We start from the raw sequence: 13,364 nt of genomic DNA on the forward strand, positions 1-13,364 counted from the left end.
GGGGAACCCCAGGATTCCCCCAAAAGATTTTATTCTTTTTCAAGCGGCTGGGTAACATCGGCACCCAGGAATTTATTGGAGATCTCTTTAAGGGTTCCGTCAGCCAGCAATTCTTCAAGTGCAGCATCGAGTTTTTCTTTCAGTTCCGGGCTGTCTTTCGGCATAACGATGGCGCTGCTGCTGAATGAGAATTTAACGCCTTCAGCCAGTTTCAAGCCAGGCTTGTCGTACTGCTCAAGCGAACGCATCAATACCAGATAATCATTTAGCGTCGCATCCACGCGGCCATTGACGATTTCCGGAAGGACCGTATCAGAGCCGGTGTAAACGATCACTTCAGCTCCTTGTTCCTGGGCAAATTTCGAATAATTGCTTGTCGCCGAACCACCGACTTTTTTGCCTTTCAGATCTTCTACCGATTCAATGCCGGAATTGTCGCTTTCACGGACGATGGCAGAGCCGTAGGAATGTTTCACTGGAATCGTGAAATCAAATTTTTCTTTGCGTTCGTCTGTAATGGCGAAATCGTTGGCTGCAATATCAATCTGGCCATTGCGAAGCGCAGGAAGCAAGCCGTCAAATTCCATTTCTTTAAACTCGACTTCGAGTCCGAGCTTTTCACCAAGAGCACTGGCAACCTCCACATCGTAGCCCGTCAATTCTTTCGTTGTTTCATCATGGTATGTAATCGGATAATAAAGTCCTTCTGTTCCTACAACGATTTTGCCGGATTCTTCAATGCGTTCCCACGAATTTTGTTCTTTGCCTTCCGATGAAGCTGACGCCTCATTTGATGATTCTTCGCTGCTGCATGCTGCCAGCAAGAAACCGGCTGCCAAAACTGCCAGTAACAATAAAAGCTGTTTCGTGTTTTTCATAAATCTGCACCATCCTTTTCTATCGATTTACTTGGTTTTAAGTTAATAGAACTGTTTTATCATGAAGGCAAACAAAAAGCCTCTTCTATAAGAAGAGGCAGGCATGTGAAATCACATTGATGTTCCGGCTCTTCTTATCTCTCAAGCTAAAAAGCTTGTTGGATTTGGCACAGTGCTCTTGTTGCGAGCCCGCTGCCGAGGTTTCGTAGGGCCAATCCCTCCACCTCTCATGATAAGAACAAATTGCTATTAAACTATGTTGAAAACTTTACCATCATCGCATTTAATCGTCAACACAATATTCTGAAAGAAAACATTCGAATTTGCCATTTAGGCTAGAAGCTTTCTTCCTTCAAACTTCACAAAAAGCAGCGATTAGATAATCAAGAGGTGAAATCAAAACTGACACCAGTCAGTTTTTCTGAGACTTCCCAAAGCCTTTTGCTTACTTCTTCATTATGGGCTGCCGGGTGAGGGGTTTCGATAGCTGGGTAACCCCGGCGCTGGCCTTTGCCGTCGGGACCGATGTATTCGCCGCCCTTTAAGCCGGGCTCAGTTGCTGCGTAGATAGTGGGAAGTGCGCCCATCGCTGCAGGTTGAAAATAGCGGTTCATCAACCCTTTGAAAATCCGCGGAGCTTCCCGTTTGCCGAACTTGAACAAATTGGTCGCAGAAATGCCCGGATGGCAGGCAATGCTAATTGTCGATAAGCCGTGTTGCTTCAATCTCTTGTCGAGTTCCTGTGCAAACATCAAATTGGCAAGTTTGCTTTGCCCGTAAAACTTCATCCCTTTATAGCCTTTCGAGCCGTCCAGGTTATCAAAGTCGATGGCTGCACCGCGATGAGCCAGGCTGCTGAGTGTCACTATCCGAGACGCCGGAGCTTTTAAAAGGAGGGGCAATAAACGGCCGGTCAATGCAAAGTGCCCAAGGTGGTTGCTGGCAAACTGCAGTTCAATCCCGTCTTTTGTCTTAGTGAATGGAGGAACCATGACCCCTGCGTTATTGATCAATAAATCCAACGAGCCCATTTTGCCTTTAACTTGTTCAGCAAAGTCCCGTACACTGCCAAGATCAGATAAATCGAGTTTCATGACTTCAATGGAAGCGCCGGGTGCTTCTTTTTTAATGTCTTCCAGGGCGGTTTGCCCTTTATCCATGTCCCGAACAGCAAGAGTTATTTGTACACCTTGTGCGGCAAAAACTTTTGCGGTTTCAAGGCCGAGTCCACTGTTCGCTCCTGTAACGATGGCCGTCTTTTCCGTTAATCGGTTCTCTTCCAAACAATCCGCTCCTTATTTGATAAAATCATTTTTCTAAACCACTGTACCCCTATCTTGGTTTCGGTAATCCATGCATTTATCCCATATGGTGATTAAAAGAAATGAACGAGGGAAGAGAATAGAAAACACACTCAAAAAGGAGACTTGCCATTTATGGATTATCGAAAAATTACAGTTGCCGGAAGCGGTGTACTGGGAAGCCAGATTGCCTATCAGACAGCATTTAAAGGATTTGAGGTGACGGTTTACGATATCAACGATGAAGCACTTGAAAAAGCAAAGAATAGAATGACCAAGCTGAAAGCCAATTACAAAACTGATTTAGGCGCAACGGATGCAGAAGTTAACGCGGCTTTTGACCGTCTGACATTCAATTCGAACTTGGCACAAGCGGTAGCAGACGCAGATCTTGTCATTGAAGCGATTCCGGAAGTAGTCGATATCAAGATCGCTTTCTACGAGGAACTGGGAAAAGCGGCTCCTGAAAAAACGGTTTTTGCCACAAACTCCTCAACTCTCTTGCCAAGCCAGTTTGCAGAAGCGACAGGGCGTCCGGAAAAGTTCCTTGCTCTCCACTTTGCGAATACAATCTGGATCAATAACACAGCAGAAATCATGAAGCATCCTGGAACGGATGAAAAAGTATTCAATGATTTGATCGAGTTTGCGAAAGCGATTGGGATGGTGGCACTGCCGCTTCATAAGGAACAGCCAGGCTATATTCTGAACTCTTTGCTTGTACCTTTCCTGGACGCGGCAGAATTGCTGCTGGTAAAAGGGGTAGCGGACATCCAAACGATTGATAAAACATGGCAGATTGCAACCGGTGCACCGCTCGGTCCGTTTGCTATTTTGGACGTGGTCGGCATCAATACAGCCCATAATATTGTTCAGGCAAAAGCAGCAGCTACCGGCAATCCGGAATTCGAAAAGCTTGCGAATTTGCTGAAGACCGAATACATCGACCAAGGGAAACTTGGAAGATCGACAGGAGAAGGATTTTACAAATACCCGAACCCGGCGTTTCTCGATCCGGACTTTTTAAAGAACTGAATTTCACGGAGGCTATGGCTGTTGAAACATCGGGCCGGTAGCTTCATCGTGCAGTCACTCCAATAAAAAGGACCAAGCTTCTGAGTGAGGAAGCTTGGTCCTTTCATGTTAAATTGCATCAGTGATGGCCATCTTTATGATGGTCTTTTTTGTCAGGATAGAAATAGAATTTTCCATGTTTGTAGAAGTATTTACCAACTTTGTGGAAATGGTCGCCATGTTTAACATAGTACTTACCGTCTTTTAGATAGTATTTACCAACTTTGAAGAAGCCTTTGTGATCTTTATCGTATTTGTCTTTCTTATCGTGTTTGTTTCGTTTATCCCGTTTATCGTATTTATCTCTCTTGTCCCGTTTATCCCGTTTATCATATTTATCTCTCTTGTCATTTTTGTCCCGTTTATCATACTTATCTCTTTTATCATTCTTGTCCCGCTTGTCATGATAGCCGTTTTTAGAATCGTCATCATGGTCACCAGATGCTAAAGCGGTAGATGAAGCACCGAAGATTAAGAAAAACGCCATCAAAATCATCAAATACTTTTTCACATTCGTTCTCTCCATTCCATAATAAGATTTTGGTCTTTTCTCTAGCCGAAGGCGCTACTGAGACTGAGACTTTCATCTTTATGTAATTTGAGCGAATATGACCTCCTTCTCGGTTAAATAAACGGATGACATCATATAGTTTAAATTTGTTTATAAAAGTAAAAATATGATGTCTCTTTAAGCCATCATAAATCAAATGGCAAAAAAATGCTATAGTTTTTAGAAAATTTAATAAATTAATGGTTCTATTTTTTATACTAGCCTTTGCTTTTTAATATAACCATGTAAAAGGAAGGCCCTTATGATTCTTTAAATCAAGCTTAGACAAACCTGATGTTTTTTTAAACCTGCTTTACTATTGATGATAGATTAATATGGACTGAAAAGAAGGCAGTAAATTGCAGAGATTTTCCTTGAGAAGAATGGCTGATTTTTAGAATCGATTCCTTATGAAAGAATGATTTTGAGACTTGAAAAAACAGTAATATCAATAGATTAAGGGGAAGTTTATCAGTTGACGGCAAAACAGTTTTGAATATAATTTTAAGTAGAAAGATTAATTATGAAGAAAGGGGAAGGATCACCGTGTGGGCCTTGAAAGTCATTTCATGGCAAGCCCAAGTGTTAAAAGGGTGGCCATAGGAACCGGTTGCTTATGAAAAAAGTGATTTGGATCTTGTGACTTTTGAAAAGCTGGCATCGGCCAAAAAATACTTTAATAAAGGAGAAGATTGCAATGAGCACTTTGTTTCCAAGAAAACAAACCGATTTGTTCCCAAGCCTCTTTGGAAGCGGATTGGAATCTGACTTCTTTAATAAGTTTTTTGGGGAAAACACCTATCCTCAAGTTGATATAAAAGAGAAGGCAGGCCAGTATGAATTTATGGTCGACCTTCCTGGGTTCTCCAAAGATGAAGTTGAAGTGGAGTACAAAGACGGCTATTTGGAAATCCGTGGTGAACGGGAACAGAATTGGGAGTCCAATGATACTGAAGGACGCTACGTACGAAAAGAACGTTCTTATGGCGCCTTCAAACGCAGTTTCTATATTGGTGAAATTGATGAAAAGCAAATTGCCGGTTCATTTGAAAAAGGGGTATTAATGCTTCAAGTGCCGAAATCCAGTGAGCAGGCAAGAAAAGATAAAGGCTACCGCATTCCAATCGAATAAGGTGACGCCTCATATTCCCATTATTTATCGGGAAGCACAAAACCGGTGTGCAGCTGAAAGATAGCTGCACACCGGTTTTTTACGCCTTAATGTGTTCATTTTTTATTCTGCTGCTACAGCAGCCCTTTCAAATACCCATAACCTTCAGCTTCCATTTCCGCTTCCGGAATGAACAGAATGGATGCGCTATTGATGCAGTAGCGCAAGCCGCCTCTGTCTTTTGGACCGTCATTGAAAACATGCCCCAAATGGCTGTCGCCGGAACGGCTCCGGACTTCAATGCGCACCATATTGTAGCTGGTGTCTTTATGTTCGGTTACGACATCCGGTTCAATCGGCTGGGTGAAGCTCGGCCAGCCGCATTTGGAATCGTATTTGTCGCGGGACGAGAAGAGCGGCTCACCGGTTGCAACATCCACGTAAATGCCAGGCTCGTAGTTGTCCCAGTATTCGTTGGAGTAGGCAGTTTCGGTGTCGTTTTTCTGCGTCACTTGGTACTGGGCATCAGTCAGTGTCGTTTTCAGTTCCTCGTCGCTCGGCTTCGGGTAAAGCGCTGGGTCGATCAAGGCCGGGACTTCCTGATCTTCGAGTGAATCAAATTCGACGTGGCAATAGCCGTTCGGGTTTTTCTCCAGGTAATCCTGATGGTATTCCTCTGCTAAATAATAATGTTTCAACGGCTCCACTTCTGTTACAAGAGGATCGTCGTATTTCGGCGCTTCGTTTGCCATTACTGCTTCAATGATGGCGCGGTCGGCTTCGTCTTTGAAGTAAACACCGGTGCGGTATTGTTCGCCGCGGTCATTGCCTTGCTGGTTCAACAGCGTCGGATCAATGATCATAAAATAATGGGACAGCAGTTTTTCAAGATCGATCCGCTCGGGATCATAGCGGACGTGGACTGTTTCCGCGTGTCCTGTGTTTCTGCGTGTTACGTCTTCATAACTGGGGTTTTCGGTATTGCCGTTGGCGTAGCCGGAAGTGACGTCATAAACGCCGAACACCCGCGCCATATAAGCTTCGACACCCCAGAAGCAGCCGCCCGCAAGCCAAATATCCTTCAAGTTTTCTTCGTCAAAAGTTAAGCCCTCATTCGGATTATCGGGGAACCGTGATTCGGAACCGGCAGCAGTGGTCTCGCCCGCATTGCTGAAGTTCGGTACGGAGCAGCCGGCCAGCAGCACAATCAATAGCAGGAGACAGGCGTGTTTAAGTTTCATGGTTGAGTAACCGCCTTTCATTATTGGATGCTTTCGAAGGTCTCATAAATTTGTTCGTTGCTGAAATGGCCGGGAGCGCTTTTTACCATGATTCCGTCAGAACCGATATAAGTGGATGTCGGATAGGCGAGGACTCCGTATTCATCGAAGACAGCACCGCCTTCATCCAGCAAAACGGTAATGTTCGATGCGTTGTCCAGTCCGCTGAACCATTTGGCGAAAGACGCACTGTCTTTTTCGGCATTTGAACTAGGCGACACAATGGTCAGCACTTCAAAGTCGGGATCTTCCCCAGCCAGCGTATTCAACTCTTCCATGCCGGCGAGGCAGATGGAGCACCAGGAAGCCCAGAACTTCACATAAACTTTTTTTCCGGCATACTGGGACAACTCGTGCGGATTGCCTTCCAGATCGACCAAGTCAAAAGCAGGTGCCGGTTCGCCTTTATTTAAAGGCTGGGCAGAAGTGGCAGCGTTTTCAGGATTACTTGAACAAGCGGCCAATAGAAAAATTAGGGCGGTAATCAAAAACACTTTGGAAAATGGTTTCATCGGACTCATCCTTTACTCGGGAATCTAGCGGCTGGGGGAAAGTCAATTGCAGGATAGGGAAGCCATCTCTATTTACGAATATCATATAGCGGATTGGCAATAAAAGACATCGAATGGACTCAGGATAGAGAATAAAGAATAGAAGGCTGTCCACATTTCAGACAATAGATGAAAACCGGCAGCCCAATCCTCGGAGCTGCCGGTTTTGTGTAAAAAAGGAACTTTTATTTGTGTTTGTTAAAATCAAACTTTACGCCCGTCAGTTCTTCAGAAACTTCCCAAAGCTTGTGGGCGACTGCTGCATCCAGTGCGACGTGGTGCGGCGTTTCAAGCGTCGGATAGCCTTTTCGGTAACCTTTGCCGTCCGGGCCTATGTATTCGCCGCCGCTCAAGGCAGGATTAGTTGCCGCATAAACTGTCGCAAGTGCGCCCATTTCCGGCGGCTGCAAATAGAAATTAGCGGCGTTTCTCAAAAACTTTGGGGCATCCCGTTTTCCGAGTTTAAAAATATTGGTGGCGGAAATGCCGGGGTGGCAAGCCACGCTGATGGTTTGGTGGCCATACTGTTTCAGTTTTTTATCCAATTCGAGTGCAAACATCAGATTGGCGAGTTTGCTTTGGTTGTAAAATTTCTTCGCTTTATAGCCTTTAGAACCGTCTAAATTGCCAAAGTCGATTTTGCCGCGGTTATGGGCGAGGGAAGCAATGGTGACCACGCGCGAAAAAGACGTTTGAATCAGCAAAGGCAGCAAGAGGCCGGTCAATGCGAAATGCCCCAGATGGTTGCCGCCGAATTGAAGTTCAAAACCGTCCTTGGTTTTAGTGTAGGGAGGCATCATCACACCGGCATTGTTGATGAGCAAGTCGAGTGAATCGTTTTCGCTCCGGAAGCACTCAGTAAAAAAACGGATGTTGGTCAGGTCGGTAAGATCCAGTTGCATCAGTTCCACTTGTGCCTGTGGATGGCGGCCGATTATTTCTTGCCGTGCTGCATTTCCTTTTTGCAGATTGCGGACAGCCATCACAATCCGTGCCCCTTTGCCGGCCAAGTCTTTTGCCGCTTCCAGGCCGATGCCGCTGTTGGCACCTGTAATGATGGCGGTTTTTCCTGCCAGTAGATGTTTTTCCACAAAATCAGCTCCTGCTATAGAGTGCGAATCCTTTTCAACTTATCATGAGAACCAAATCAGAACAAATAAAAAAATGATTTATTTCCCTAAACGGATGTTGTAAGATGAAGTTGATATTAATCTGATAATTCTAATAATTTTACATAGCCACTCCTTGCATTTAACGCTATTAGGAAAGAAGGAGAACAGCGTGGCAGAGATCATGCAAAAATTCACCACGTGCTTATGGTTTAATATGCAGGCAGAAGAGGCGGTAAATTTCTATGCCTCAGTTTTTAAGGATTCAAGCATCGGCCGGATCACCCGTTATGTGAAGGCGGGGCAGGAAATTCATCACAAGGAACCTGGTTCAATCATGAGTATCGAATTTCAAATCGGAGGGCAGGCGTTTATGGCGTTGAACGGCGGTCCTGAGTTTAAATTTTCGGAAGCTGTATCGTTCATCATCAACTGCGAATCCCAAGAAGAAATTGATTACTACTGGGATAAACTGACCGAAGGCGGAGACGAGAGTGCGCAGGTTTGCGGCTGGCTGAAAGACAAATTCGGGGTTTCGTGGCAAGTGGCACCGGTTGCGTTGAATGAGATGCTGGTGGATCCGGACACCGAAAAAGTGGAGCGTGTCACCAACTCATTTATGCAAATGAAAAAGCTGGATTTGAATGAACTTCAACGGGTGTACAAAGGTTAAAGACTTTGGGAGTGGCTTGAAAATTTTAAGGTAAGTGTAAAAGATCAAGCTCCTTTAAAAAGGAGCTTGATCTGGTGTTCTTATTTTAGCTGTCAGTGTTTATGATTGTGATGCTTTTTGTGGTGCTTGTAGAAATGTTTGCCGTGTTTGTAATGTTTTTTATCTTTGCATTTGTCATCGCCGCGATCGTGTTTGTGTTTTTTGTGATATTTTTTATGATACTTTTTGTGTTTCTTTTTATCATGTTTTTTGTGTTTGTATTTATAGTCATCTTTTTTATCACGTTTATCATACTTATTATCATGATCTCTTTTGTGCTTTTCATGGTAACCGTCTTTGTCTTTATCATGTCCGTCGTCCCCATGTGCCAATGCTCCAGTTGCTGAGAAGCCGAACACTAAAAATAATGCCATCAAGATTGAAAGATATTTCTTCATGTTGTTCTCTCCGTTTCATAATTAGATTTTGTTTATTCTCTAGTCTGTAGGGGCGTAGAGTTATAAACTTGCCTATTTATGTACTTTTAGAGAGTATGACCTCCTTCTCACTTAGGATATGAAATGGTTTCAAGAAATTTCTATAAATGTCTATTTAATAAAAATTTCTTGTCCTTGCGGATATTGTACAACATAAATCAAAAATTTACTACAATTATCCGAAAATTATAAAAAATAAATTTATTTTATTTTTTCGGGATAATAGTTGGATAAGAACAGGGAAATATCAAAATACATAGTCCTGTTTTGTTTCGTGGAAGAAACTTGCAGCTGATTGACCTCTCCATTTAGCAAAGAACTTTATTGCTATAACACAAAAAGGAGGAAAAATCGTGAAAAAGATTTTAATTTATGGGGTAGGGCCGTTCGGCAGCCTATTTGCCGAACGCCTTTCAGAAGCGGGGCACTCTGTATTCTTGCTTGATCACGGGGAGCGGCAACAGGAGTTAAAGACTTACGGCATTGTTACGGAGAATACGAAAACGGGGGAACAGACAGTGACAAGGCTTCCGGTGGTGGAACGTTTTGCTGAAGAAGATATATACGATCTGGTCATCGTGCCAATCCGCAAAAATTTGGTGGCGGATGTATTGCCTTCACTGGCCGCGAATAAAAAGGTTCCAACTTATTTATTCATGATGAACAATGCTGCCGGACAGCAGCGGTTTGTTGAAGCTCTCGGCAAAGAACGGGTAATGGTGGGTTTTCCGCTTCCAGGCGGATATAAGAAAGGCCATATTATGTATATGATGCCGGTGGAAGAAAAGAAACCAACGGTCCTACCGATTGGTGAAGTGGATGGAAGCATTCTTCCGCGAACTTATGAAGTAGCGGACATTTTAAGTTCCATGCGCGGCTACCGTGCAGAAATCCGAAAGGATATGGATGATTGGCTGAAGACGCATGTCGCTCTGCTAATTCCGACGCTTGCTCCGGCTGTTTATGCATGCAAGACAGACTTGGAGCATTTTGCTGCAACCCGGGATGCCCATGTGCTTTTGAAGCGTGCGCTGCCTGAAGCTTTCCATGCACTCCAGAATGCCGGAGTACCCATAACTCCTCCCACACTACGCATCATCGAATGGATTCCGGAACCGCTGTTTGTTCTGGCTCTTGGCCAAATGGCAAAAGGCGCCACATTTGAAAATGTGATGGGCCATTTGGAAAGCGTCCCGGATGAAGTGCGGCATTTAACCGACGAATTTTTTGAGTTGATCCGGACAGGGAATACCCCGACCCCGACTTTGGATGAACTCGCTGAATTTACTTACGGCACCAAAGAGGCGCTGCCTTTTGGATCAAAAAGCATTCCTATCAGGTGGGGAGGGGTTTATAGAGTAGCGATTGGAGTAATTGTTTTAGCAGGCTTACTCAAAAAAGCAAAGAAGTAAAATTGTTTAGGGAAACTAAAAAGAACAGGCTCCATATTGGCTGGAGCCTGTTCTTAATAATTAGTGGTGTTTTTTGCCTTTGTCTTTCCCGTTTTTCTCCCATTTTCCATGGTTTTTCTCTACTTTAACAACCTTTTTGTCAAAATAGGTTTTTTCGTTTTTCTTGAATGTTTCTTTTTCCTTCGTCACTTCTTTTGTGGTTTTTCCGAAATCTTTATCGACAAACTTCTCAGTGTCTTTGCTGATGATTTTGCCGTTGCTTCCTGGTTTGCCTCTATGCTTAATCGTTGTAACTGTTGTTTTGGTAATTTTAACCGGAGTCGTGAATTTTTTAATGGTGTGGATGGCTGTTACTTGATCCCAAGAAGTCGTTTTGGTTATATCAAAAGTAGTTTTAATGAATACGTCTCTATACCAATCATGCTTCGGATGTTTTTCACGTTTCTTTTCTACTTTAGATTCTTGGTAAGTGTCCTTTTTGGATTTCTTAACGGTTTTGTAATCGGTGTCTTTTTCTACTTTCACCACTTTGTCATGGGTCACTTCTTTTGTCGTCTTTACGATGGTCGTGACGCCTTTATGGAAAGTCACTTTTTCAGTGGTGTTGTTGTCTCCCTTATGATTATCGCTGCCTGCGAACGTCATGGAAGAAAAGCCGAATATCAACATAAAAGTCAATAAAATCATAGCAAACTTTTTCATGTCTGATTCTCCCTTATTTAAAATTTGATTTTTTTGTTAGCCTCTACATTAAATGGACAGAGATTAAACTTGCAATCAGCATTTTAAAGTATTTTTTGAGAGAAATATGGCCCCCCTTTTTATACGGCTCGCGACAAAAAATATTGAACTTGCACGATAATTATACTATAAAGGTCAGATAATTTATATAATTTAGAATAAATAATTTAAATTTATTTACTAATATCAAGGTATTCTTTAGTAGGATAAAGTGTTTGTTTTTTTAAACAGTTCAAGCTCAGTATAGATATGAAGAAAAGAAGTTCAATTCGCCTGTTGGACCAAATCTGTTGATCTTTTTTTATCGGTGAAGTTTCCAGAATGCTTTAACAATTTTCATGTAGAATAGAGATAACTACTTTAAATCCGAAAGGAGCTCATACATATGAAACATAATTTTCCTTTTTCCAAAGATATAAAACGGGCCTTCCAAAATGATCCGCCGGGACAATGGATGACTGTCGTACCAACGGGATGCATTCGCCTGAATTCAGGTTATCCGCAACCGGTCTTGGTGCCTTCCATAGAAATAAAAGAGGCAGTTGCGCGCTTGATTGATGAAGAACAGGATTTGCCGCTCCACTATATCGGCAGCCCGAGAATTCCGGAGTTAAAAAAATTTATCCAGCAGCGCATGCAAAAACGAGAAGTCGTTCTTTCCGAGGAAGAACTTTTGGTCACATCCGGAGCTTGCCAGGCCATTGACTTGATCTCCCGGATTTTGCTTGATGATGAAGCCGTTGTAGCAATTGAGGCGCCAACCTATATGGAGGCGTTGGAGGTGTTCGGAAATTATACCGAGCATTTCATGGATGTGCCGATTGACGCAAACGGGCTCGATACCGACCGCTTTGAAGAAATGCTGGCAGACAAAGAAGCGAAAGGGGAAACTTTGCCGCGCTTGCTTTACACCATCCCGACATTCCAAAATCCTACGGGGACGACAATGACGCTGGAACGGAGAAAAAAGGTGCTGGAATTGGCAGAACGCTACGATTTTCTGGTTTTAGAAGACGATGCCTATGGTGAACTGGCATTCGGGGAACAAGCGCGTTTGTTGAAAGCGATGGATCCGGGCAACCGTGTGCTTTATGTCGGTTCCTTATCGAAAGTTGTCGCGCCGGGCATGCGGATCGGCTGGGTGGCAGGAGCGGAGGAATTAATCACGGCTATGGACTGGTTCAAAAAAGATTTGCACCATCCCTTCGCCCAGGCAACCATGGCTTCATATCTAGAAGGACTGGATTTTGACGGCCATCTTCAAGAGCTTCAGGATGCTTATCAGCGAAAAAGCAGTGTAATGGTTGCGGCATTGGAAAAATTCTTGCCGAAGTCGGTTTCCTGGTATACACCGGGCGGCGGATACTTTGTTTGGGTCCAAGTACCGGGAGTGGATACAGTCCAAATGCTGCCAGAAGCACTCGCGGCTGGTGTGGCATATGTGCCCGGCAGATACTTTTTCCTGAACCAGGAGGAAGGCCGTGAATTCCTCCGGTTGTCGTTCAGTTATGCGGAAGAAGAACAGATTGTAAAAGGAATCGAACTTTTAGGGCAAGTGATCGGGAGAACGGTTCCGCAGGAAAACAATTGAACCATACAAGAGGAGAGATTTTTTGGAAACATATATCGTTATCCAAAATATAGAAGCCGAGCCCGAATGGCCAAAGCTTTTCGGCATCGCACTGTCGGTCTGCGACAGTTTTCAAATCATGTACCCGGATGGAGAATGGGATGCGGAAAATCCTTTGCTGACGGGCAAACCGGAGTTTGAAAAGTTGGAAGGGATTCAAGTTTTTCCATGGGATGGCATGAAAGACAGCACGGTTTATCGCGGACCTTTGAATGCGGAGTCCAGAGAATTGTTTTGGCATCATATGGTTCCGAGAGAAGATCACTATTTGTATCCGCTTTGGAACTTCGATTTTTACCGGGAAGGCAAGCTCGTTTTTTCAATCCAGGATTTTTTAGTCTGCCTTGCCTATTCCTACCCCGAAATGATGGAGATTTTTGCAGTGCAAGGAATTGATTTATTGAGTTTAGAAGGTTAGTAAAAGGAGGCACCCTAAGGGATGCCTCCTTTACAGCTTGTTGAGAAACTAAGGTTTTGACCATCAAGCTCTTTGTTTTTGAATGAAAAATCAATTGAACATCGAGTTTTTAGACCCTCCTGTTAAGCAGGAGGGTCATTTTTTTGATATTCTGCGCTGC

At 43.7% G+C, this 13,364-nt stretch carries 13 protein-coding genes, 1 pseudogene and 1 riboswitch; of the genes and pseudogenes, 6 read left to right on the plus strand and 8 right to left on the minus strand.

Annotated features, from left to right (window positions below; translation table 11 throughout):
* Nucleotides 1–29 precede the first annotated feature (29 nt).
* Both HU147_RS10800 and HU147_RS10805 read right to left on the minus strand, forming a co-directional pair.
* A complete protein-coding gene (locus tag HU147_RS10800; RefSeq protein WP_224076226.1) occupies nt 30–878 on the minus strand; it encodes a transporter substrate-binding domain-containing protein in 849 nt (282 codons plus the stop codon).
* A gap of 131 nt (nt 879–1,009) precedes the next feature.
* Nucleotides 1,010–1,117: riboswitch (SAM riboswitch) on the minus strand.
* A gap of 144 nt (nt 1,118–1,261) precedes the next feature.
* Nucleotides 1,262–2,161, minus strand: coding sequence for an oxidoreductase (locus tag HU147_RS10805; RefSeq protein ID WP_224076227.1), 900 nt, complete (start codon nt 2,159–2,161; stop codon nt 1,262–1,264).
* Nucleotides 2,162–2,302: 141 nt separating this feature from the next.
* On the opposite strand from HU147_RS10805, the pseudogene HU147_RS10810 reads away from it, so the two are divergent.
* A pseudogene (locus HU147_RS10810) lies at nt 2,303–3,214 on the plus strand (3-hydroxyacyl-CoA dehydrogenase); the annotation flags it as partial.
* A gap of 118 nt (nt 3,215–3,332) precedes the next feature.
* Here HU147_RS10810 and HU147_RS10815 read toward each other — a convergent pair.
* The gene (locus HU147_RS10815; RefSeq protein ID WP_224076229.1) at nt 3,333–3,764 is read right to left on the minus strand and encodes a hypothetical protein; all 432 of its coding nucleotides are present in this window, start codon (nt 3,762–3,764) and stop codon (nt 3,333–3,335) included.
* A 736-nt stretch (nt 3,765–4,500) separates the two neighbouring features.
* On the opposite strand from HU147_RS10815, the gene HU147_RS10820 reads away from it, so the two are divergent.
* A complete protein-coding gene (locus tag HU147_RS10820) occupies nt 4,501–4,935 on the plus strand; it encodes an Hsp20/alpha crystallin family protein (protein WP_224076230.1) in 435 nt (144 codons plus the stop codon).
* Nucleotides 4,936–5,048: 113 nt separating this feature from the next.
* Here HU147_RS10820 and msrB read toward each other — a convergent pair whose 3' ends face one another.
* From msrB to HU147_RS10835, 3 genes are all read right to left on the minus strand, one after another.
* A complete protein-coding gene (gene msrB / locus HU147_RS10825; protein ID WP_224076231.1) occupies nt 5,049–6,155 on the minus strand; it encodes a peptide-methionine (R)-S-oxide reductase MsrB in 1,107 nt (368 codons plus the stop codon).
* 20 nt (nt 6,156–6,175) lie between these two features.
* The gene (locus tag HU147_RS10830; RefSeq protein ID WP_224076232.1) at nt 6,176–6,706 is read right to left on the minus strand and encodes a redoxin family protein; all 531 of its coding nucleotides are present in this window, start codon (nt 6,704–6,706) and stop codon (nt 6,176–6,178) included.
* A 224-nt stretch (nt 6,707–6,930) separates the two neighbouring features.
* On the minus strand, nt 6,931–7,836 hold the full coding sequence (locus HU147_RS10835; protein WP_224076233.1) for an oxidoreductase: 906 nt from the start codon (nt 7,834–7,836) through the stop codon (nt 6,931–6,933).
* Between the two features lie 190 nt (nt 7,837–8,026).
* Between HU147_RS10835 and HU147_RS10840 the strand changes: the two genes are divergently transcribed.
* A complete protein-coding gene (locus HU147_RS10840) occupies nt 8,027–8,527 on the plus strand; it encodes a VOC family protein (RefSeq protein WP_224076234.1) in 501 nt (166 codons plus the stop codon).
* Nucleotides 8,528–8,619: 92 nt separating this feature from the next.
* Here HU147_RS10840 and HU147_RS10845 read toward each other — a convergent pair whose 3' ends face one another.
* Nucleotides 8,620–8,964 (minus strand): hypothetical protein, encoded by a 345-nt coding sequence (locus HU147_RS10845; protein WP_224076235.1) that lies wholly within the window; start codon nt 8,962–8,964, stop codon nt 8,620–8,622.
* A 392-nt stretch (nt 8,965–9,356) separates the two neighbouring features.
* Between HU147_RS10845 and HU147_RS10850 the strand changes: the two genes are divergently transcribed.
* Nucleotides 9,357–10,415, plus strand: coding sequence for a ketopantoate reductase family protein (locus tag HU147_RS10850; RefSeq protein WP_224076236.1), 1,059 nt, complete (start codon nt 9,357–9,359; stop codon nt 10,413–10,415).
* Between the two features lie 60 nt (nt 10,416–10,475).
* On the opposite strand, the gene HU147_RS10855 is transcribed toward HU147_RS10850, so the two are convergent.
* The gene (locus HU147_RS10855) at nt 10,476–11,117 is read right to left on the minus strand and encodes a hypothetical protein (RefSeq protein ID WP_224076237.1); all 642 of its coding nucleotides are present in this window, start codon (nt 11,115–11,117) and stop codon (nt 10,476–10,478) included.
* A gap of 424 nt (nt 11,118–11,541) precedes the next feature.
* Here HU147_RS10855 and HU147_RS10860 point away from each other — a divergent pair, with 424 nt between their 5' ends.
* Nucleotides 11,542–12,747 carry an aminotransferase-like domain-containing protein gene (locus HU147_RS10860; RefSeq protein ID WP_220629694.1) on the plus strand — a complete coding sequence of 402 codons (1,206 nt, stop codon included), beginning with the start codon at nt 11,542–11,544 and terminating at the stop codon, nt 12,745–12,747.
* Nucleotides 12,748–12,769: 22 nt separating this feature from the next.
* On the plus strand, nt 12,770–13,204 hold the full coding sequence (locus tag HU147_RS10865) for a hypothetical protein (protein ID WP_224076238.1): 435 nt from the start codon (nt 12,770–12,772) through the stop codon (nt 13,202–13,204).
* Nucleotides 13,205–13,364: the final 160 nt, after the last annotated feature.

Origin of the sequence: Planococcus chinensis, from assembly GCF_020071995.1 — a bacterium.
In the GTDB taxonomy this organism is placed as follows: domain Bacteria; phylum Bacillota; class Bacilli; order Bacillales_A; family Planococcaceae; genus Planococcus; species Planococcus chinensis_A.

What these genes read in the sequence shown, in the direction of transcription:
- HU147_RS10800 (WP_224076226.1), bottom strand. Translation starts at nt 878, where the DNA reads ATGAAAAACACGAAACAGCTTTTATTGTTACTGGCAGTTTTGGCAGCC.
- HU147_RS10820 (WP_224076230.1), top strand. Translation starts at nt 4,501, where the DNA reads ATGAGCACTTTGTTTCCAAGAAAACAAACCGATTTGTTCCCAAGCCTC.
- msrB (WP_224076231.1), bottom strand. Translation starts at nt 6,155, where the DNA reads ATGAAACTTAAACACGCCTGTCTCCTGCTATTGATTGTGCTGCTGGCC.
- HU147_RS10830 (WP_224076232.1), bottom strand. Translation starts at nt 6,706, where the DNA reads ATGAAACCATTTTCCAAAGTGTTTTTGATTACCGCCCTAATTTTTCTA.
- HU147_RS10845 (WP_224076235.1), bottom strand. Translation starts at nt 8,964, where the DNA reads ATGAAGAAATATCTTTCAATCTTGATGGCATTATTTTTAGTGTTCGGC.
- HU147_RS10855 (WP_224076237.1), bottom strand. Translation starts at nt 11,117, where the DNA reads ATGAAAAAGTTTGCTATGATTTTATTGACTTTTATGTTGATATTCGGC.
- HU147_RS10860 (WP_220629694.1), top strand. Translation starts at nt 11,542, where the DNA reads ATGAAACATAATTTTCCTTTTTCCAAAGATATAAAACGGGCCTTCCAA.